Origin of the sequence: Pseudomonas sp. ICMP 10191, from assembly GCF_001467335.1 — a bacterium.
GTDB lineage: Bacteria > Pseudomonadota > Gammaproteobacteria > Pseudomonadales > Pseudomonadaceae > Aquipseudomonas > Aquipseudomonas cerasi.
The window spans coordinates 1-19,495 of the sequence record NZ_LKGW01000104.1 but is presented as its reverse complement, the minus strand read 5'-3'; the positions used below and the strand labels follow the sequence as shown (position 1 = coordinate 19,495).

The 19,495-nt window shown below is 55.2% G+C and carries 18 protein-coding genes and 4 pseudogenes; 3 read left to right on the top strand and 19 right to left on the bottom strand.

Features of this window, described 5'->3' with window-relative positions; genetic code table 11:
• Positions 1–27: 27 nt before the first annotated feature.
• From AO388_RS11145 to AO388_RS11130, 4 genes are all read right to left on the bottom strand, one after another.
• Positions 28–804: a DUF3050 domain-containing protein gene (locus AO388_RS11145; RefSeq protein WP_003434947.1), complete on the bottom strand. Its 777-nt coding sequence runs from the start codon at positions 802–804 to the stop codon at positions 28–30.
• Between the two features lie 813 nt (positions 805–1,617).
• Positions 1,618–2,355 (bottom strand): GntR family transcriptional regulator, encoded by a 738-nt coding sequence (locus tag AO388_RS11140; RefSeq protein WP_044310692.1) that lies wholly within the window; start codon positions 2,353–2,355, stop codon positions 1,618–1,620.
• 317 nt (positions 2,356–2,672) lie between these two features.
• The gene (locus AO388_RS11135; protein WP_058416484.1) at positions 2,673–3,680 is read right to left on the bottom strand and encodes an aldo/keto reductase; all 1,008 of its coding nucleotides are present in this window, start codon (positions 3,678–3,680) and stop codon (positions 2,673–2,675) included.
• Positions 3,681–3,700: 20 nt separating this feature from the next.
• On the bottom strand, positions 3,701–4,390 hold the full coding sequence (locus AO388_RS11130; protein ID WP_003372998.1) for an HAD-IA family hydrolase: 690 nt from the start codon (positions 4,388–4,390) through the stop codon (positions 3,701–3,703).
• Between the two features lie 275 nt (positions 4,391–4,665).
• Here AO388_RS11130 and AO388_RS11125 point away from each other — a divergent pair, with 275 nt between their 5' ends.
• Positions 4,666–6,147 carry a YdgA family protein gene (locus AO388_RS11125; RefSeq protein WP_003372995.1) on the top strand — a complete coding sequence of 494 codons (1,482 nt, stop codon included), beginning with the start codon at positions 4,666–4,668 and terminating at the stop codon, positions 6,145–6,147.
• 61 nt (positions 6,148–6,208) lie between these two features.
• Here the strand turns inward: AO388_RS11125 and AO388_RS30290 are convergent.
• The 4 genes and pseudogenes from AO388_RS30290 to acpP all read right to left on the bottom strand — a co-directional run.
• Positions 6,209–6,565, bottom strand: a pseudogene (locus AO388_RS30290) (methyl-accepting chemotaxis protein); the annotation flags it as partial.
• Between the two features lie 555 nt (positions 6,566–7,120).
• A pseudogene (locus tag AO388_RS30285) lies at positions 7,121–8,227 on the bottom strand (FIST signal transduction protein); the annotation flags it as partial.
• A 120-nt stretch (positions 8,228–8,347) separates the two neighbouring features.
• The gene (locus AO388_RS11115; RefSeq protein ID WP_003434930.1) at positions 8,348–9,148 is read right to left on the bottom strand and encodes a mechanosensitive ion channel family protein; all 801 of its coding nucleotides are present in this window, start codon (positions 9,146–9,148) and stop codon (positions 8,348–8,350) included.
• A 170-nt stretch (positions 9,149–9,318) separates the two neighbouring features.
• Positions 9,319–9,555 (bottom strand): acyl carrier protein, encoded by a 237-nt coding sequence (acpP, locus tag AO388_RS11110; protein WP_032609706.1) that lies wholly within the window; start codon positions 9,553–9,555, stop codon positions 9,319–9,321.
• Between the two features lie 195 nt (positions 9,556–9,750).
• Here acpP and AO388_RS11105 point away from each other — a divergent pair, with 195 nt between their 5' ends.
• Together AO388_RS11105 and AO388_RS11100 are read left to right on the top strand one after the other, a co-directional pair.
• Positions 9,751–10,233, top strand: coding sequence for a hypothetical protein (locus AO388_RS11105; RefSeq protein WP_024661959.1), 483 nt, complete (start codon positions 9,751–9,753; stop codon positions 10,231–10,233).
• A complete protein-coding gene (locus AO388_RS11100; protein WP_058416462.1) occupies positions 10,226–12,673 on the top strand; it encodes a PEP-utilizing enzyme in 2,448 nt (815 codons plus the stop codon). Before AO388_RS11105 ends, AO388_RS11100 begins: the two co-directional genes overlap by 8 nt.
• Before the next feature lie 77 nt (positions 12,674–12,750).
• Here the strand turns inward: AO388_RS11100 and AO388_RS11095 are convergent, their stop codons facing one another.
• The 11 genes and pseudogenes from AO388_RS11095 to AO388_RS11055 all read right to left on the bottom strand — a co-directional run.
• Complete coding sequence (locus AO388_RS11095; RefSeq protein WP_046720183.1) at positions 12,751–13,179, bottom strand: DUF2628 domain-containing protein; 429 nt, start codon at positions 13,177–13,179, stop codon at positions 12,751–12,753.
• Positions 13,180–13,555: 376 nt separating this feature from the next.
• A complete protein-coding gene (locus AO388_RS11090) occupies positions 13,556–14,107 on the bottom strand; it encodes a hypothetical protein (protein WP_058397657.1) in 552 nt (183 codons plus the stop codon).
• Positions 14,108–14,170: 63 nt separating this feature from the next.
• Entirely contained in the window at positions 14,171–14,881 is a 711-nt protein-coding gene (locus AO388_RS11085; RefSeq protein ID WP_058416461.1) for a hypothetical protein, read from the bottom strand.
• 139 nt (positions 14,882–15,020) lie between these two features.
• A pseudogene (locus AO388_RS11080) lies at positions 15,021–15,341 on the bottom strand (hypothetical protein); the annotation flags it as partial.
• A 214-nt stretch (positions 15,342–15,555) separates the two neighbouring features.
• Positions 15,556–16,176 carry an SMI1/KNR4 family protein gene (locus tag AO388_RS11075; RefSeq protein ID WP_058416460.1) on the bottom strand — a complete coding sequence of 207 codons (621 nt, stop codon included), beginning with the start codon at positions 16,174–16,176 and terminating at the stop codon, positions 15,556–15,558.
• Positions 16,176–16,352: a hypothetical protein gene (locus AO388_RS29490; protein ID WP_430515985.1), complete on the bottom strand. Its 177-nt coding sequence runs from the start codon at positions 16,350–16,352 to the stop codon at positions 16,176–16,178. Before AO388_RS29490 ends, AO388_RS11075 begins: the two co-directional genes overlap by 1 nt.
• Before the next feature lie 215 nt (positions 16,353–16,567).
• Positions 16,568–17,257: pseudogene (locus tag AO388_RS29615) on the bottom strand (RHS repeat domain-containing protein); the annotation flags it as partial.
• Positions 17,258–17,294: 37 nt separating this feature from the next.
• Entirely contained in the window at positions 17,295–17,366 is a 72-nt protein-coding gene (locus AO388_RS27360; RefSeq protein ID WP_080348820.1) for an RHS domain-containing protein, read from the bottom strand.
• Positions 17,367–17,438: 72 nt separating this feature from the next.
• Complete coding sequence (locus AO388_RS11065) at positions 17,439–17,744, bottom strand: hypothetical protein (RefSeq protein ID WP_058416459.1); 306 nt, start codon at positions 17,742–17,744, stop codon at positions 17,439–17,441.
• A 15-nt stretch (positions 17,745–17,759) separates the two neighbouring features.
• Positions 17,760–18,308: a hypothetical protein gene (locus tag AO388_RS11060; RefSeq protein WP_058416458.1), complete on the bottom strand. Its 549-nt coding sequence runs from the start codon at positions 18,306–18,308 to the stop codon at positions 17,760–17,762.
• A partial coding sequence (locus AO388_RS11055; RefSeq protein ID WP_236713907.1) for an RHS repeat domain-containing protein occupies positions 18,302–19,495 on the bottom strand: 1,194 nt, incomplete at its 5' end. The genes AO388_RS11055 and AO388_RS11060, both read right to left, overlap by 7 nt.

Here is a 19,495-nt window from a genome sequence, read left to right as displayed (position 1 = left end):
AAGGCTTCAGGGTGTTGCGAGCGGGACTTACGCGCTGGCCTGCACCAGCGGCGTTCGCATGCTCAGGCGCAGCGTGTCCCATAGCCGGATCCTGCTTTCCACAGCGGCGATGGCGGTCTGATAAACCTCTCGTTCGCGTTGCGCGTCGCCAGCGACCAGACGAGCCAGCAACTGCTCTGCTGCCGGACCGTGGTCCTCGGCGTCCACTTCGATGTGGCGTTCCAGGTAGTAGCGGAAGGTAGGGGCTTGGTCGGCGGTGATGCCCCAGTCATCGAGAATGGTCTGGAACATCTGCGGGATGACACTCTCGCGCCCATGCAGAAAGGCCGCCGCAACGCTGTGTGCTGGCGCATGCAGGGCGATGTCGAGCGTGTGTGTCACGAATGCTGTTGCTGCCTGCCCCGCGTCGACTTGCTGCAGTGCAGTTGTGTAACGCAGGCCCTGTCTCTGCAGTTCGATGAAGCGCTCGATCTGCACCGTACTTGCGCCGATCTCGCGCATCGCATCCAGATAGAGCTCGAAGTGGCTGTAGTGACCCGCGCCCAGTCGGTTATCCGATTCCTCACCCAGGACAATCTCGTTGATCAGGCGGGCAGCGGAAGCATCTGTCGGCGGCAGCCACGGCAATTGGGTGCAGGTCAGCTCCTGTTGCAGACGCTTGGTCAGCGACATGAAATCCCAGACCGCGAATACGTGGGTCTCCATAAAACGCCGGAGTACATCCAATGTGGTGATTTCTGCAAAGATTGGATGACGGCCAAGTTCAACTTTCTTGTGTGCAAGCAGTGTTTTTTCACAAGGCATGATGACGGTCCTATTGAAAGAGAACGGTAAGTAGCAATGCAGTTATTTGCGATATAAAAGTGTCGGCTGTGCAGCGATGGAACACAATGAAATACGTGGGAGCAAGGCAAGCGCAGGCCTTAAGTGTGAGGGCCCATTCGCCGCAAACATGCAACGGTTATTTCACATCCAGGCAAAATGCAGTGTCCACGTTTCGAGCGCTAGCCCTTGTACAGCGAGGGCGCACCCCGGTAAGCCATCAATAGCACCGACGGCGAAGAAAACTTAAAACAAATTTATCAGGGGGTGCAATCATTTTTTAATAATATTTAACGGACTGTTTTTTTAGCATGTAAGTTGCCATATAAAACGCTCTGGATACGTTTTACAGGCGCGCAGACAACCCTCCCGACGGATAACGTCAGAATTATTAATAATGAGCGAATGCCTCGCTCAGCGTTGCCGGTATGCTGAATAATCAGGGTTCTGGATTTTTTTAATGGGCGAAGTTGGAAATGACTTCCAATGTCTGTTTGCCCCGTTCAACAACTCCTTATCCATTGAGTTCAGATGAACAGAGAACCGCTCCGATCCTGCGCGAGCCGTTCAGCCGTAGCCAGGGAACACCCTCCGGTTGGTGTCCTCAGCGCCTCGGCCGAGTTTGCCTCATTCCGGCGTTGTGCCATCTGGCAGATCAGGAAAATAGCGATAAAAACGCCATGCCCGGTTTGAGCCTGGCGATACGCTGACGAGATGTGGAGAGGAGGGCGGGAGGTACAAGCGGCCATCCGCAGACGTTGTGTCATCGCCTGCCGGACAGACCGCCTTGATAATTCAGGCGGGATTTTTCTTTATTGCGCGGGTCGACTTGGCCTTGGTGGCCTTTTTGCTGTTCAGGTATTGAGTGACGGCCTGAACACCTCGGTTGAGGTGATACTGCAGCGCTTCGACACAGGGTTCGATCGCTTTCTGCTCGGCAAGCCGCAACAGCTGCCAATGGTCATCCTGAGAAAGCTTGCCCAGGCCCATGTCGGAAAGATTGAAACGCAGGAAGCGTTCCTCTTCGTTCAGGCCTTCTTCAACCAGACGCATGAGACGTTTGTTGTGGGTCTTGGCATACAGCGACAGGTGAAACATCCGATTGAGTCTGCCGATCTGGCCGAAATCCGTCTCGACTTCAAGCTGCTCGATATAGCCCTTCGCCGCCGCCAGATCATCGGCGTCCAGCAACGGGATAGACAGGCGCAACGCTTCGGATTCCAGCAGGATGCGCAAGGCATAGGCATCCACCGCGTCTTCGGTGATCAACGGTGCGACCACCGCACCCTTGTGCGTTTCGACACGCAACAGCGACTGCGCCTCGAGCTGGCGCAGTGCCTCGCGTACAGGCATGCGGCTGACGCCAAACAGCGTCGCCAGTTCCTGTTGGCGCAATGCCGTGCCACTTGGCAAGCTGCCATCGATAATGGCGTTTCGCAGCTTTTCTTCAATCACGGTTCTGGCAAGGTGCGCCGGAGGCTGCTCATTGCCCAGTACGGAGCCCAGAAAGGCTTCTCTATCTGATTTGCGCATTGGCCTACTTCTTCATCAACCCTGGCTGGACAGCGTCCAATTAATCGCTTTGTTGCCGACAGACTAGCCAAGACTTGCCGGTACGTCGCGAAAATACAAACATCATCCTGTTTAACGGCGAACGCCGGATCGCGCTGCAGTCCGGTGAACTCGATAAGTACGCGCCTATCTTAGCGCTCATCGGCTCTGCGTACCGAGCGCGCGTTCACAGGTAACAGGAGTTTCACATGTTGTTTTTATGACGGTGCGCTCTGAAACGACCGTTCCAGAGCGCATCAGGGCTTCGCTCGCGGCATAAGGCCGCAGGCGTGATCCTCTCAGCGCGTCAGGCGGCCGGAGACGAAGTGCTGAACGTCATTGAAGCCGGGCGTCGACGCATGGCCGGGTGTCACCAGCGAATCGATGAACGCTTCGTCTTCAGCGGTGATATCCACCGTGAGTGCTTTGGTATAACCGTCCCACTGCTGCTCGGTTCTTGGGCCGACGATGGCTGAGGTCACGGCCTGGTTGTTGAGCACCCAGGCAATGGCGAACTCGACAATGCCGACCCCTTTGTCCTGCACATACGCCTGAACTCGCTGCGCGATACGCAACGACTCCATACGCCATTCGGTTTCCAGCAGCCGCTTGTCCTGGCGCCCGGCGCGGCTCTCGCTGTCGGGGGCGATGTCCGGAGCGTATTTGCCGCTGAGCACACCGCGTGCGAGCGGGCTGTAGGGCACGACGCCCAAGCCGTGGTACGCGGCCGCAGTGATCTGCTCGACCTCAGCCTGGCGATTGACGATGTTGTACAGCGGCTGGCTGATGACCGGCCTGTCCACACCCAGGCGTTGCGCGACGTTGACGATTTCGGCAATTCGCCAGCCGCGGAAGTTCGACACGCCCCAGTAACGGATCTTGCCCTGCCGGATCAGATCGCCAATCGCCGACACCGTCACTTCCAGCGGCGTGTCGTGATCTTCCTTGTGCAGGTAATAGATATCCACATAGTCGGTATCGAGCCGCCGCAGGCTGTTCTCGATGGCGTTGAAAATATGCTTGCGGTTCAGACCGGCCCGGTTGGGCACGCCGTCGGCCGGGCCGATGGCGACCTTGGTGGCCAGCACCCAGTCACTGCGCTGTGCCGCGATGGCCCGGCCGACGATTTCCTCCGAACGCCCGGCGTTGTAGACATCCGCCGTGTCGATGAAATTGATGCCCTGATCCCTGGCCTTGTCGATGATGCGCAGCGACTCTTCGACGCCGGTCTGCTCGCCGAACATCATCGAGCCGAGTGTCAGTGTGGAAACCTTGAGGCCGGACTGGCCAAGGGTTCGATAATTCATGCTCAGCATCTCCATGTCATTCAGGCGAGCTCAGGTAACCCCCACGCCTTGAGCGGGAAGTCGGCCAGCGAGCCCAGCAGCAGGTCCGCATGCTCGTATTGCTCGACCGGCATGTGCGAGTCCGGCACAGCCACGGCGTACATCCCGGCAGCCTTGGCGGCGGTCACACCGAACGGCGAGTCTTCGAAGACCAGGCAATCGGCGGGCGAGACGCCGAGACGGCGGGCGGCGACCAGAAAGATGTCCGGGGCCGGCTTTGCGGCGCCTACTTCCGGATCGTCGGCGGTGACGACGGTGTCGAACAGCTCGAACCATGCGCGGTGCAGGGTAGTCTTGGCCTCGAAGTAATGCACAGACGAGCTGGTGCCCACGGCGATGGGAATATTGTGGGCTGCCAGATGCCGGACCAGCGCCTCGGCTCCGGGCATTGCCGGCGCTTTGGGGAAACGCTCTTCGAGCATAGGTTCACGGGTTTCGAGAAACTCGTCGATCGACATCGGCAGCTCCAGCGCCTTGATCACGTAGTCCGAGAAGTCCCGGGCACCGCGGCCAATGGTGTGCTGCTTGACGGACCAGTCGAAGGTGCGACCGTGGCGACTGGCAATCAAGTGGGTGACTTCGGTGTAAACCCCCTCGGTGTCCAGCAACAGGCCATCCATGTCGAAAATGACGGCCTTGATCGGGCCTCGTTGTGTTTGCTGCTCGCTCATGTGATCACGTCCTGTTCCCAAATTCGTTTCAGCCTAACGTTTCCGGGAAGGCTGTGGCTAGGGTCTGTTTCAAAACCTTTCCGCGGGATTGGCGTGCGCAACAAAAGGCACAAGGCCATGTCCAACGCGCTTACAGAACGGCTACGCGCCCACAGAAATGGCCATGAAGGCTGGGCTGTCGGGATCTGCCGATGATAGTCTCTCGCGGCTTTCAATCGGCGCTGCCGGTCCCGGTACGACTTTCCCATCATCAGAACGGATATCTTCACGTCACTATGAATAAATCAGCAGGTATAGCGATTGGCGTCATCGTCGTAGCGGGCGCACTGGCTACGGCCGGTGCCTGGTACACCGGCAATCAGCTGGAAGGCGCGCTGAACGACTCGATCAGCAAGGCCAATCAGGAACTGGCGAAGTCGTTCAAGGGCACGGACACCAGCGTCAAACTGGAAATGCTCTCGCTCGACAAGCACTTCTTCAGCAGCACGGCGCACTATCGCGTCGACATCCAGAACCTGTCCGATAGCACCCAAGGCGGCCAGTTTCTGTTCGTCGACCATATTGAGCACGGCCCCATTCCGCTGTCGCATCTGAAGACCCTGAACCTGCTGCCGGTCATGGCCCTGAGCAATTTCCAGATGGAAAAAAGCCCCAGCGCCGAAAAATGGTTTGCCATGAGCAAGGACGTTCCACCGCTCACGGGCCAGGCCAGCATCGGCTATGACCGCGCCACCAAAGGCACGCTGCAGATGGCCCCGCTGGAAATGACCGACGTCGACGGCACGTTCCGTTTTTCAGGTCTGGACCTGAACGCCGAGTCGTCGGCCGACGCGGAAAAATTCAGCCTTGCGGGCAACATGGACAATCTGCAACTCAATGTCGCGTCGCCTGACGGTCCGGTCAGCATCGAGATCAAAGGCATGACCTTCGACACGGGCGGCACCAAAGGCAAGTCCGGTTTCTATCTGGGCCATACCAACATGAAAATCCAGAACGCGGGTTTCCAGGTGGTGGGCAAGCCACAGGTGCAGATCCGGGATTTCACCAACACCAACCTGGCGCAGGAAGATGCCGGTAACCTTGCAGCGCAGATCAATTACGATGCCGGCATGATTGCCTACGCTGGCAAGGACGTCGGTTCTGCGCACATGGGCTTCAAGATCGCCAATTTCGATGTGCTGGCGACTCAGGCGCTGTATCAGTTGTATCAGGATAAAATCCTGCCTCAACAGCAACAGGCCGCGCTGGAGAAGCGTCCGTTCCGCCTGGAGCTGAACACGGCTGATCAGGAACTGATGAACACCCAGATGAAAACGCTGCTGGCGGCCAAACCGCACATCGAGCTGGAAAAACTCTCGCTCAAGACCAGCAACGGTGAAAGCCACATGCGTATCGCCGTGGACCTGGCCGATCCAGGCCCGCTCGATCAGCCTTCCGATGCGCTGCTCATGAAGAGCCTGGGCGAAGTCAACGCCAGGGTCGTCCTGTCCAAGCCGATGATTCGCGATCTCGCGACCCAGCAAGCCATTCGTGAAGGCCAGACCGACCTCAAGGTCATCGCTGATCAGGCCAAGGCCGCCGGCGACATGGCCAGCGCCATGGCCGAGATGATGCAACTGGCCAAGGTCGACGGCGACAACATCGTCTCCGACCTGCATTACGCCAACCAGATGGTCGACTTCAATGGCCAGAAAATGACCGTGCAGCAGTTCATGAGCAACGTCATGGGCAAGGTCGGCGTGCTGGGTAACCAGTAAGCCGCCTGCGACACGGTCTGCCGTCAGGACGGGCGATGTGCCGTCCTGACACCAGGCGTCGCTACTGAGTCAGCCCGCGCAGGGTATCCGCCAGTTGCCGGGTACGCTGCGAGGTGCCCGCCGTCATATCGCTGGAGCCTTCCAGTTCCGACAGCAGCCCCGTCAGCGTTCCAACCTCAAGGGACTGCTCCTCGATGTGCTGCGCCACCTTGCGAATTTCCTCGGCCAGACGCTCGATATCGGTGCCGATGTCGTTGGCGTTCTGCGACGTCTTCTGCGCAAGCTGGCGCACCTCATCGGCCACCACTGCAAAGCCACGTCCCATTTCGCCCGCCCGCGCAGCCTCGATGGCAGCGTTCAGCGCCAGCAGGTTGGTCTGCCCGGCGATCTGCTGGATCATCTGCACCACCGACTGAATGCGCAGGCTGGACTTGGCCAGCTCCCGCGAGCCGAGCACCACCTCGTCAGCCTGACTGACCAGGCTTTTGACGGTGTTGCCCGCTTTGTCGATAACCGTTTCCTGCTGGGTGATGGTCTGCGACAGCTCATCCATCGAAACATGCAGCTCGCCAGAGTAATGGCGTAATTGAGCGGCGATTTCTTCCTGATCCTGATGGGCCTTGACCAGCACATCGCCCAGGTCGCTCAGGCCACCGAACACCGGACGGATCTGCTCGTCCAGACCGCTCGGGTCAATGGTTTGTACGAAGTTACGCTGCTTGAACTGATCGATCTGCTTGACCACCACATGGCTCAGACCGGCCAGCTTCTTGATCTGCCGACGCAGAAAGAACGCCTTGAACTCGCCGTAATAGGCGATGAAGTTATCGATGTAGTCGTCGCGGAACGGCTGCCCTTCGGGCACCTTGAAGAAGAACACGGCGGTGAGCGTCTGGTTGAGGTTCAACCCGAGAATCTCGCCAAAGGTCGAGAAGCCCACCACCGGCGTCGCACCGAACACATCGTTCATCCGGCCCAGTTCACTGCCGTTGTTCAGGCGCCGCAGGATGCAGTCGCTCAACAGGCCGAGCAGCGGCTTTCCGGACTTGCCCTGCAGAAAACGCGCGAAGTCCTTGCGCGTGGTGTCGATCATGGACGTTCGTTTGACCATCACCAGCTCTTCGCCGGGTGCCACGTCGCAGAACAGGTGAACCCGCTCGCTTTCATAATCGATGCGCGCAATCGAGCGCACGAACAGCTCTTCGCCTACCCGGATGGCGAACGAGTACTGCGCCAGCTTGCCTTCCAGCTCATGCCGCTCGCACTTCAGCGCGTCACACAGCGCCGCAACCATCGTAGTGATCTCGCCTCTGGGGTTGACCACTTGGCTGATGTAACGATCTTCCAGGGAGGCCGTCAGCACACTCAGGCTCAGTGGCGTCGGCGCGAAGTTCTGGCTCTTGAAGACGCCGAAGCGCACGTTTTTCGCGCTCTTGAGAAACACCACCTGAGCATGGTTTTCGTAGCTGCGTTTGCCGTCGTGAATCAAGGTCTTCTTGAAGTCGCCTTTGCCCCCCGCAGAACCGCCCACGAACAGGCACGGAAAGCGCCCGGACTCATACAGCGCTTCCATAAAAAACGACTCCGACGCCGACAGCCCGTCGAACGTGACGTAGGCCAGCGTATCGCGGTGGTCGATGGGGGTGTTGATCTGCGTGCGCTTGATCGAGTCGGTCAGGCGCGCAATGCGCTCACGCATCGACAGCCGCTTGCCCGCACCGCGAATGTCTTCGCTGTGCAGCGGAATGTGCACCACCTCCGCACTCTTGATGACGCTTGAGTCAAACAGCGCGAGGACGATCCGGTCCCACTGGTTATCCGCCGCGCAGTACAGCGAATCATTGCCCGAGCACAGTTCGCCTGACGTTGTGCACAGGCTGATCTTCGCGTTGGGAAAGCGCGTAGCGACAGACTTGGCCACCTGATCGAAGTCGACGTGCGGTGAAACGAAACCGGTCAGATAGACCGGATCGAAGCTCAGCGCAGACAGCTTGGCGTTCAATTCCCGGGCGGACGTAATGACACTGATGGCGCCTTCGGTCCGCGATGTGCCGGCCCGAAAACGAGATAAAAGGCTCATGGTTAAACCCGTAAAGATAAAAAGCAGAGGCCACGCGGAATATGGACCGATCCTTATTGATCGGCTGCCAACAGGTTCGGGTGAGCTTGAAGGGCGATGAATTTTGCCTATGCGTGCCGCTCAGGACAGGTGCAGCATCAACGCTCTGATGAGGGCGAGCGTCTGGCGATGCACCGAATCATAATGATCATTGTGGCAATAGGGCCGTACCGACAGGGTGATGGAGTCGGCCGTTGTGGAGGACAGGTGCACATCGACAGCGGGGCTGCTCAGTACATTGGGCAGGCGGGCGATCTGATCCTTGAGGCGCGGGATGATCTTCTGCTCGTCGGCGGTGCCCGGCAATGTTGCGGTCAGTTCGACGCTGCGAAAAGCATTGCTGGAAAAATTGACGATCGTGTCAGAGAAGATCTTGTTGTTGCCCACCAGATTCAGCACGTTTTCCGGAGTGTTGATCGACGTGACGAACAAGCCGATTTCGACCACGGTCCCGGTCACGCCCGCCGCCGAAATCAGATCGCCGACCTTGAAGGGCCGCAGCACGATGATGAAACCACCCGCGGCCAGATTGGCCAGCAAACCCGACCAGGCCATGCCGATCGCCAGCGCCACGGCCGCCAGCAGCGCCGCAAAGCTGGTGGTCTCGATGCCGCAATAGCTCAGAATGGCGATCACCAGAATGATATTCAGCGTCACCGTGATGAACGAGCCGACATAGCGCAGGACCGTCGGATCAAACCGCTGCCGCGTCAGCGAACGCTGTGCCATCCTGACCAGCACGCCGATCAGCCAGCGACCCACTATCCACAACAAGGCTGCGATCACCAGCCTCAGAACAACAGTCGTCCCGTACTGCAGAACGACATTGAACAACGAGTTGATTCCGTCAGTGCCGATATTGATGACATTCAGCGCATCCATCACCGCTACTCCAGACCGCAAGGCTCGCCCGGCAGATGGCCTACGGAGCGGAGCCGTACATTGAAGGGCAAAGCAGGGCGGTGGCTACTGGTAGTTTTGACTGGAGGCAAAGGGCCTGCAACTGGTGTTGGGGGCTCAGCAGGTGTTGTGGGCTTTTAGCCTACTCGTGTCTATTTTTTGTTTTTTGAGATGTAGTCAACTATGTTTTGTACCGTTTTGAATTTTTCAATTTCTTCATCCGGGATATCGATGTTGAATTCTTCTTGTAGAGCCATGCTGAGCTCGACAAGTTCTAAACTGCTACCCTTGAAATCCTTGGTTATGTCAGATGTCGGTTTTACCTCTACTACCGCTGCTTCCAAATGCTCGGCCACCAATTCTTTTACACGTGTCATTACCTCTTCCATGATCATCATCTCCTCGCTTGCGATTTTTACTGACTACTGAAATCCTAAAATTAGGCCTCAACAGAAAAGCTGTCTACTGACATTAATAACAGCTGTTCAACAGTGGGAGATCTGAGCCGTTTGGCCATGCTCGTATTAAGCCCGTCGATAAATCGCTAAACTCGCCACCTCACAAGGACGACTCAAGGACCTGGTATGCCGCTCCCTTCTGACACCCTGCGCCGTACGCTGGTGATCTGGCTGTATGCCGTCGCAGTTGCGCATGTGCTGGGCAGTCTGGTGTTCACTTGGGCAGGCTTTTCCGGCTTGCTCGACGGCTACCTGACTACGCTTGAGCAGGCCTTCTGGACCGATGCGGTTCCCGCCGCTGCTCGCGCGCAACAGGTTTGGTGGATGGCGCTGTTTGGCGCAACCTTGCAAACGTATTCCGTGTACATGCTGGCGCTGGTGCACCTGGGCAACCGCCTGAAAAGCGCCATGCCCTGGGGCTGGCTGATTGCGGGCCTGCTGCTGTGGGCGCCTCAGGACATCCTGATTTCCGTGCGTGGGGGCGTCTGGTCGCACGTGTGGCTCGATCTGGCGGCGTTGCTGGCGTTGTTGCCGCCGCTCATCTGGCTGTATCGCCATGACCGCCGCACTTCGGTTGTTCACGCGTCGAAGGACCCTCGTCATGTCTGACTTGCCGCTGCTGTATCTGCTGGCGGGCAACGGCAGCAGTGCCGAATGGTGGAACGACGCGCTGCCGCATTTTCAGCGGCATCAAGCCGTGCCGCTGGAACTGCCAGGCTTCGGCAATAATCCTCAGCCACCCTGCGAAGACCTCGCCGCCTATGCCGATGCGCTGTTGGCGGCGACCGTGAAGGGCAGCGCCATCGTCGCTGTGGGTGTCAATGCCTTGCTGGTCATGCATGCCTTGCAGCGCCAGCCCGGACACTTCTGCAGAAGCATGCTGCTGGCCCCGGTGGGGGCTTTTCTGTGGCAGCGGCGCTTGCCTGCGCTGATGTCGCCGCTGCCCATTCGCAAGGCCATTCACTGGCTGCTGGCCAACAAGCCCACGCTGTTTGCGCACAAGTTTTCCAGGCAGACCTGGCCAGCCGAGCACTACCAGCGCATGGGCTCCGGTTACGCCCGCTGCCGTGCTTTCGTGCCGTATTGGGATCTGTTGCGTGCCGACACCGCGCTGCCGCTGCTGGAGTGGGTGCAAGATCCCATAGAGCTGGTCTGGGGCGATCAGGACGAGGTCCTGGGTATCGAGCAGGCGGCAGCGTGGTCGGCCATTCTGGCGCGTGCCGACCTGAGCATCAGCCTGAAACCGGGCTGGGGTCACTACCCGTGGATCGACGCGCCGGCCGAGTTTGCGCAGTGGCTGGAGTCGGGCGAGCGCGGCTTCGTTGCGCACACCAAAGGCGGCCGTCTGCGTCTGGCGGCCATCGCCGGGCAACCGGTGCCCGATGCACTGTCTCTGGTGCAGGGCGATGACTCGGCCTTGCCCGGGTTTCTGGCCCGTCAGCCTGACGCTATATGGGCCGTGCGCTCATCCAGCTTCGGTGAGGATCAGGCCGATGCGGCCAATGCTGGTCTGAGTACCACTTTTCTTCGCGAGCCCAGCCACAACGTACCCGTGCGCGTTGCAGAGCTGCACAACGCTGGCGTCGAAGAGGTGGTGGTACAGCGCTTCATTACGCCGGTGCTTTCCGGGATCGCTTTCGTGCGTCACCTGTCGGTCGAGCTGGAGTGGGTGCAAGGGCATCTGGAGTCGCTGGCCGACGGTCAGGCAAGTCCTGAGCGAGCAATCATTTCCCGCCTCGGCGCGGCCTGGAGCAGCGGCGACTTCAAGCCATCCCAAGGTTTGACTGAGGAGGCGCTCTGGGACTTCCTGCAGGGCATTCTGCGCGTATTCCACTACGTGCCGGGCGACGTCGAGTGGGCCTGGGATGGCCGCCAGCTGTGGCTGCTGCAGTACCGCCCGATCAGTGACTACGGCTGGCGCCGCCACCTGACCGCCGCCAATATTGCGGAGATCCTGCCGCCCCAGCCCAGCAGGCTGGTCGAGTACGCACAGCGGCGTGCCGCAGGCAGCATCCCGGCGATCATGGCGCGTTGGGAATCACGCGTGTTGCAGGACAACGAGCCATTTACCGCACTGTTTGGCGCAGCTTCCTACATCAACAACGACCTGTTTCTCGCACGCCTAGCTGATTGGGGCATCGCCTCCAGCAGTTACGCCGATGAGGTCGGTGGCGCGACCCCGCATCTACCGTGGCGACCACTGCGTCTGCTGCGCTCATTGCCGGTGTTTCTGCGGATGCAACGTGTCGCGCGTGGCCACTTGTTGACCCTGGAAAAGCAACTGCACCGTTTCGACCGAGAGCTGCATGCCCTGACGGCCCAAGGTGCTGACGGTCAGCAATTGGCTGACTGGTTCACCCGTTTCTACGTATTCGTCGTGCAAGGCAACCTGTGCATCGCCACCTCGCTGGCCAGCAGCGGCGGAGACCTGCTGGGACGTCCACCGACCGCTTACGACGACCTGGAGCACTGCCCGCACCGGCTGCCCTGGGAAACCGACCCCGCGACTCCACGCCCGGCAGCCACTGACCTGCCTTTACAAGCCTTCCCGACCTGGCCGGGTTTCATTCGCATCGCCCACCGCGCAGGCCTGCCGGGCATGCGCGGCTACTACCTGCAAGTACGCGAGTGGTATCGCGACAACCTGATGCGCCTGTTCTTCCGCCTGCATCACGCCATGCCCAGCGCCGACCGGGAACACTGGTTTGCGCCCCATCCAGACATTCGCAGCCGTGCCGGCAGCTTCTGGCAGGACGGCCGCGAAGGCACCGAGCAGGCCACCGGTTTCATGATCTATCCTGGCCAGGTGCAAGGCATTCTGGGCGAGGACATCCTGCTGGAAGACACCCTCGACCCCGGACGCCACGCGCACTACCAGAACGCCCGCGCGGTGATTGCGCGCATGGGCGGACGTCTCTCGCACGGCTCGACCTTGCTGCGTGAACTGCGCAAACCCTCGGCCGTGCTGCCGCAGGTTGATCTGGCGTGGGTGGGGCGTGAAGTGCTGTATGTGGATGGGGAGTTGAGGTTGGTGGAAGGGCAGGCATAAAGCCCGAGGGGAGTTATCCACAGCCAACCCGCACGCTCATTGAGCGGTGCGGGTGCTCAGCTGACTACATCTGCAGGTCAGAGACGCATGCCTTTGAACGGGTTCCAGCCTTGCTCGCCTTTCACTTCCTTGAGGTAGTAGGAGTAGTTGGCCGTCAGGGCGTACATCAGGGAAAACACGACGTTCAAGCCGGTGCCCAATGCTGCCGGAACCTCCATTCCGAGGATCCCGAAGAGCAGAGCTATAACGATGTTGACCGCGATAATGACGCCGATCAGCGCCAGATTTTTCTTCCACAGACCCAGCACGAAGAAGTAAATCGGACCGAAGAAAAACGCGATGATGTTGGTGCAGACAAGCAACTTCTTCTTGAAGTCAGGCAGCGCGTTCACTGCCGGCTTGAAGCGTGGATCGTTCGGCGCACCATACGTCTCGAAAAAACTGAAGCGCTCTTGCCACTTGGCGCTGTGCTGGCCAGTGCTTTGGGTCTGATCTGTCGTGCTCATGGTGCTACTCCTTGTGTTCCGTGGGGTGACGTTTTCTTCCGGGAAATCCTGTGTCTCTGATATTGCTGCTTTTGTAATCAGCGAGCGATTGTATGAAGTTTCCAGGTGGCGTACTACGCAATTGCGCCCCGAGCCCTTCATGCCGCCTCGACAAGGTATAGCCAAACGCTTACACGCGGTGGAGGGATTTGGCCATTTCCTATCTGGTCCTTCCTCCGTAGTATTGGATCCATCAAGTGGTGAACAGGAGTTCACCCGGATCAAGGATGATCGACCATCGCCTCGGAGGCAGCCGACAGGGAGTCGGGATGGTCTTGGAAAAACCCGCTTCGGCGGGTTTTTTGTTGGGCGCAATAAAGTCCTCGTTGAGCCCGGGCTATTTGCGTAGCGCCTTTCTCTTGCGCAGGTTTTCACGATGCACCTCGAGATCCTTGCGCCGCCGCATCTCCTGACGGATCTCCTTGCGTTCGGATCGAATAATCCTCCATTGCATGCGTAACTCCCGGCCGCGCTCGCTGTTGAGCGATAAAAGGCCCAGCAACGGGAAAAGCAGCCCCAGCACGTAAAGCATCAACTCGAAACGCCGCCAGTGCGCAGGGGCAGTGGGCAACACGGCGAAAAAGCAGCTCACCAGAATGGCCGCCAATATCCACATTCCACAGGCATGCCCGCGACTCATCATGATGCCGCCGAAACTCAAGACCAGTGATACGCCCATCATGAGCATCATTGACTGGCCCGTTCTCTCCGGCTCATTTGGAAAGTACGCATCGACCACCGTGCCTGCGGTAATGGCGAGGGAAAATATGCCCATGAAGATCGGAGTCAGAAAGGACAGCAGATAACGCGAGCGGAAAGCGGCAACGTGACTGCGGTAAATCACCGTAGGCTCCGGCGAGGCCCGCTTGCTGCGAGATTGTTTACCCATTTTTCTTCCCTGGTTGGGTGTGGCGGTTAGTTGTCTTCTTCGCTGATGGTCTGTTACCTGACTTCATTTGATGAATGATATTACCCATTTCAAAAACCTACCCAGCCACCAGCGACTGCGTGCTTCACGAAGCTGTTCGATGTACTCGAACGTGTAAGACCGATTGTGCTTCTTTTCCAGCGCCAGGATTTTTTTCAGTATTCGGATGGCGTCCCTGTTCCAGTAAAGAAGGTAAAGATTGCTCAGTGCTATCCAGATACTGACCATAATGATCAGTTCTATAGGCCACACGATCATTGCAGCGATTCCGGCTACAATGACGCCTCCGCTTAGTAAGTTTCCGTTTCTCGTGCTGACATAACCGTGCACCATATAGACCTTGTTATCTCTGGTCTCAAAAGACAGCTGACCTGATCTCGATTTTGTGAAGTAAATAAATAAAAATGAAACAAGCATTAATAGGGCCGGAATCATCGCCCACGATAAAGCATCTGTCGTTGACGCGTCGTATTCAGATTTTGCTATAAAATAAATAACGCTTGTATTCATGAGTAGAAATGAAGAGAAAAGGCCTGTGAAAGAATGAACTGAGATTGCAGTGAAGCTTTCGCTCAGGTAAATCAAATATATTGTTCGCATGAGCAGGGTAAAAAAACCGAGGCATACCAGCCAGAAAAAATCCGATTTAAACGTCGACATTGTGCCAAATAAGGCAATCAGGAAGAAAGACCCGTAAAGTCCCTTTTTTATTGCGTTGGGTTGTGGTTCGATCATGTGGTTAACTCAAGTTTTTAAAGCGAAAATATAAAAAATTTAATGGCTTGGTCTGAAAGATCATACATCAAATATTTAAGTGTATGACCAGTCGTCCCACTATTTTAGATGGTTGCATTTGACGTGTGACTTAGTCAAAGCGGCCAGTATTGCGCGCCAGCAATTGGCCGTTGGCTTCGTATTCATACTGGGTTTCGCCGCGCAGCTTGTCGAGGGTGCGGCTCAGCTCGCCAGCCGGATCGTATTCGTAGCGGCGGCGAATCGGGTTGTAAGCGTGTTCGACGTAGCGCTCTGGCTTTATGAGCGGGTTGTGGATCTGTGACAGCTTTTCCGCAGGTAGGATTGTGGCGTACTGCCACGCCTTGCGGCCCATGCTCTCGTAGCCGAAGCAGCTCGTGAGTTTGCCTTTGGGGCGATAGCCCCAATACTCATGATCTCTGATCAGTTGGTGTTTGGGATTAAACTGTCTTATTAAAGCCACTGCCAAGCTACGATTAAAAATAAAACGATATCTTTAAGAAGGAATAAATCTAAGTTTTTAAAGATCGCTAGCATTGCTTATTCAAAATAAGGTGAGCTAGTCGGTATTTATGTAATTTTTACTTTTATGGATTAAGTGTGAAAAATCAATAAAAATTTATTTTGAGTCCGCATGTTAGTGCTAGCTTTTGAGATCAGGGTTTTGATGAGAATCTAACAAATTGCCTGTGTAAGTCTAATGCGGATTTATACTTAATAAGTTTCACATTTTCCGAGATGATCTCTTCTCTTTTTTCTAGTTTTTTAGTTAGCAGTGCTATTGAATAGTCTAAATTAAAATCTTTTTTAATTTTCAGTACGTCAGATGCTTTTGGCTTGGTCTCTGCGACTGAAACTATGTTATCACTATCACTATCACTATCACTATCACTATCACTATCACTATCTGCATAAGCCATCACGTAGGCAGTTAGCTTTTCAATGGAGTCAAAGACTTCAGCGTCATTAATAAAGGGCTCTCCAGCCCCTATAAAGTAGAATTTTTCCAAGCCTTTTTTGGGGATTAATATTAATCCGCCTCCAGAGTCATCTCCAATCAAAATGTACTCGGAGAAATTTATATCTATTTCATATGTTTTGTTACGCTCGACAATTTGATCAGTAGGATAAATTACGATTTGATCTTCTAACACCGCCCCATTGCATTCAGACCAAAATGTTCTCAACCAGTTTTTTTCTGAGATTCCTAACTCTTTGCAGATGGATTCTATTTCATTTACGTTGGCAGGGCTGTTCTTTTCAGTGAAGGATATCATTAGTCAAATGCTCCCAGGGAGTCGAAGTATTTATATGATCTGCTCGCAGCTTTCTTTGCTACGCTAGGACTAACTCCGGAGTCTATTAGCTCTTTGTATGCGGTTCCAAACTCTTCCTTAATGGTGCCGTTAAATCCGCCCAATCTGCGTCTGGTTCGTTGAAGTGATGAAACAATAGCGTGTGATTCTCCAGAAGAGCTTTTAATAAAACTGCTGGCGCTGCGTTACGCTTATATCCTGCTACATTCCTCTTTGCCCACTCATCCTGAATAAAGTGGTGTGACTGAACTGATTTATCACTTGGGATGTTTTTATTACCAGGCGCTCTGTTTACGCCCGGTGATAAATTTTCATGGGTATCGACATCACCTGATTTATAGCCCCCCGGACGATTGCAAGCCCAGCCCCATGGATCAACCCATGCTGTGGGATTTGGAACATATTTGTAAAGGTTATCCCCCCATCCAACCCAATCGGATCCTGCGTTATAAACCGCCCAATCTCCGGGTCATAATACCGAAACGTGTTGTAGTGCAGTCCCGTCTCGACATCAAAATACTGCCCCCTGAAACCGCAGGTTCTGCTCAACCTCGTTCACCACCAGCTTTTCCACCGCGCCCCACGCCCGGTATTTGGCCTGCCAGACGATCTGCCCTTCGGCGTCGGTCATTTCCAGCGGTGTACCGATCTGGTCGGTGTGGAAGTAGTAGACCTTGTTCTCGACTTCGCCTTCTTTCTCGTCCACACGGGCCAGATGCACATAGCTGCCGGGCTCGTAAAGGTACAGGCTGCTCTGGCCCGGACTTTCCTCACGCAGCATCCGCAAGCCTTGCCAGAGGAAGCGTTTGTGTTCGGTGTAGCCTTTGATCTCGGACTGTTTGGCGACACGCCTGCCCAGACTGTCGTACTGGTAGCTGCTGGTGCTTTCCACCTGCGTGTCGGCCATGGTCTCGGTTTTGACCAGGCGGTTTTCGCAGTCGTAGGTGATGGTCTGCCAGCGCACGATGCCGACGGTTTTCTCGATCAGGTTGCCCCAGGGGTCGTAATTGTATTCGTGGCGCTCCCACTGTTTGAGGCTGTTTCACATACTACCTACCGTAGGTCCTGCTCAACCTCGTTCACCAAAAACTATCATCTCCCCAGGACCGATACTTCGCCTGCCAGACGACCTGACCTTCAGCATCGGCCATTTTAAGCGGTTTGTGCTAAAAGTCTAATTTAGCGTCGTAAGATTTTTTCTCGATATAAATAAAGCTTATGCCTTACCAGTCCCCTCTCCATTGTTCAGCAAAATTTCCTTTATTTGAAAATCCCGCAATTGTCGCTGCACTATAGAAAAAATCCAAAAAAATCTCTCTATCTTCTGTGTCTATTTTTTCAGCTAACTCATTTATCTCCAAAATGCTATTTTTTAAAATTAACATTTTTTGAAAGTCGCTTGCGTCTTCAGCTATCTCGGAAAGTCGGCCAAAAAGCTTTTCCATTGCTGGTAGTGTCAGAGCTTGAAAGTCTAGGGCTGAAACTTCTAAAAGCTTCAGTCTTAAAGATTCCAGCTGAAGTGAATTCATATTTAGTCCTAGAAGCTACTCTATAGGGAAGCCAGTGGGTCTTTCTATGGACGGATAAATAAACTTTTTTTGTTCATCCCAGTTTATCCCCGTATCTTTAAAAAACTTAATCCTATCTAGGAGCTTTTTAGGATCCCCGAAAACGCCACAAAATTCATGTGCGTTAATAGTTTCAATATCGCTTTTGTCTGAAAGAGCAGTCTTGATCACTCGTCCGCCAACGCTGGAATAGCTATCACTCAACTCTATAAGATTTGATGTGTAAACATTTTCTGAAACCCATTCAAAAGAAAGCATTTCTTTTATTATAGGTCTAGAGTTTTTTATAACCTCATTATCATTGAGGATCCTTACGAATATGTTCTTTATACGTTTCTCAGCTACAAAAATACAAAATAGTAACTTGCATTTGTTAAGGTCAACGTCTTTCCAGCTGTCATTTGACCTAAACACATCAAAAAACTCCATCAGTCCATTTTTTCTCATTTGGGCTAATGTATATGTAACATCGTCGACCTTGACAACGAGTACTGCGTCTTCTGACCACTTTATGCTTTTCAACATCCCGATGCTCCGGTTTTAAGTTTTGCACCTGCTGCTTTTGCACGATACTCATCTGCTGCAGTCAAGTAATTATTTCTGTTTGGGTTCTTCATTCCAACGGGGTTTTGTCGGTTAGAGGTTTTTTCCAGTCCGCCTCTATCTTCAAAAACCCTTTGTTCTAAGCCCCGTGCAGTATTTTTCCCAGCCTGACCATCACCAACGAAAATTGGTCTGGGCGCTTGATTAAATCCAGACGTATTCGGATACCTATATTTAAGCACGTCTTCAGCCGAGTGCCCTAGCCCTGGCTTGCTTGCATAACCTACGTAGGGTTTACCATTTTTTATACCTTCATAAGTAATGTGTGTAGCATTTGCAGGATTGCCTGCCCAGCCTAGAGGGTCAAGCCAGCTTAGGGGGTTGTGAGCATACTGATATAAATTTGCGCCACCGATAATACTAATCGGATCCTGCGTTATAAACCGCCCAATCTCCGGGTCGTAATACCGAAACGTGTTGTAATGCAGCCCCGTCTCGACATCAAAATACTGCCCCTGAAACCGCAGGTTCTGCTCAACCTCGTTCACCACCAGCTTATTCGCCTGCCAGACGATCTGCCCTTCGGCATCGGTCATTTCCAGCGGTGTACCAATCTGGTCGGTGTGGAAGTAGTAGACCTTGTTCTCGACTTCGCCTTCTTTCTCGTCAACACGCGCCAACGGTGCATAGCTGCCGGGCTCGTAGATATACAGACTGCTCTGGCCGGGACTTTCTTCGCGCAGCATCCGCAGGCCTTGCCAGAGGAAGCGTTTGTGGTCGGTGCGGCCTTTGATCTCGGACTGTTTGGCGACTCTTCGGCCAAGGCTGTCGTACTGGTAGCTGCTGGTGCTTTCCACCTGCGTGTCAGCCATGGTCTCGGTTTTGACCAGGCGGTTTTCGCAGTCGTAGGTGAAGGTCTGCCAGCGCACGATGCCGACGACTTTTTCGATCAGGTTGCCCCAGGCGTCGTATTTGTACTCGTGGTTCGCCCACTGTTTGAGGCGGTTGTCTTTGACGTGATCGAAGCGGCTGGTGTTGAAGTTGAGGCGGTTGGCCGCAGCGTCGTAGCGGAACTCTTCTCCATCGACCACTCGGCCGGTGTTGCGCGCTAGCAACTGGCCGTTGGCTTCGTATTCGTACTGGGTTTCGCCGCGCAGTTTGTCGAGGGT

Coding starts and splice junctions, on each gene's coding strand:
- AO388_RS11145 (WP_003434947.1), bottom strand. CDS start 804: ATGCCTTGTGAAAAAACACTGCTTGCACACAAGAAAGTTGAACTTGGC.
- AO388_RS11140 (WP_044310692.1), bottom strand. CDS start 2,355: ATGCGCAAATCAGATAGAGAAGCCTTTCTGGGCTCCGTACTGGGCAAT.
- AO388_RS11135 (WP_058416484.1), bottom strand. CDS start 3,680: ATGAATTATCGAACCCTTGGCCAGTCCGGCCTCAAGGTTTCCACACTG.
- AO388_RS11130 (WP_003372998.1), bottom strand. CDS start 4,390: ATGAGCGAGCAGCAAACACAACGAGGCCCGATCAAGGCCGTCATTTTC.
- AO388_RS11125 (WP_003372995.1), top strand. CDS start 4,666: ATGAATAAATCAGCAGGTATAGCGATTGGCGTCATCGTCGTAGCGGGC.
- AO388_RS11115 (WP_003434930.1), bottom strand. CDS start 9,148: ATGGATGCGCTGAATGTCATCAATATCGGCACTGACGGAATCAACTCG.
- acpP (WP_032609706.1), bottom strand. CDS start 9,555: ATGGAAGAGGTAATGACACGTGTAAAAGAATTGGTGGCCGAGCATTTG.
- AO388_RS11105 (WP_024661959.1), top strand. CDS start 9,751: ATGCCGCTCCCTTCTGACACCCTGCGCCGTACGCTGGTGATCTGGCTG.
- AO388_RS11100 (WP_058416462.1), top strand. CDS start 10,226: ATGTCTGACTTGCCGCTGCTGTATCTGCTGGCGGGCAACGGCAGCAGT.
- AO388_RS11095 (WP_046720183.1), bottom strand. CDS start 13,179: ATGAGCACGACAGATCAGACCCAAAGCACTGGCCAGCACAGCGCCAAG.
- AO388_RS11090 (WP_058397657.1), bottom strand. CDS start 14,107: ATGGGTAAACAATCTCGCAGCAAGCGGGCCTCGCCGGAGCCTACGGTG.
- AO388_RS11085 (WP_058416461.1), bottom strand. CDS start 14,881: ATGATCGAACCACAACCCAACGCAATAAAAAAGGGACTTTACGGGTCT.
- AO388_RS11075 (WP_058416460.1), bottom strand. CDS start 16,176: ATGATATCCTTCACTGAAAAGAACAGCCCTGCCAACGTAAATGAAATA.
- AO388_RS11065 (WP_058416459.1), bottom strand. CDS start 17,744: ATGAATTCACTTCAGCTGGAATCTTTAAGACTGAAGCTTTTAGAAGTT.
- AO388_RS11060 (WP_058416458.1), bottom strand. CDS start 18,308: ATGTTGAAAAGCATAAAGTGGTCAGAAGACGCAGTACTCGTTGTCAAG.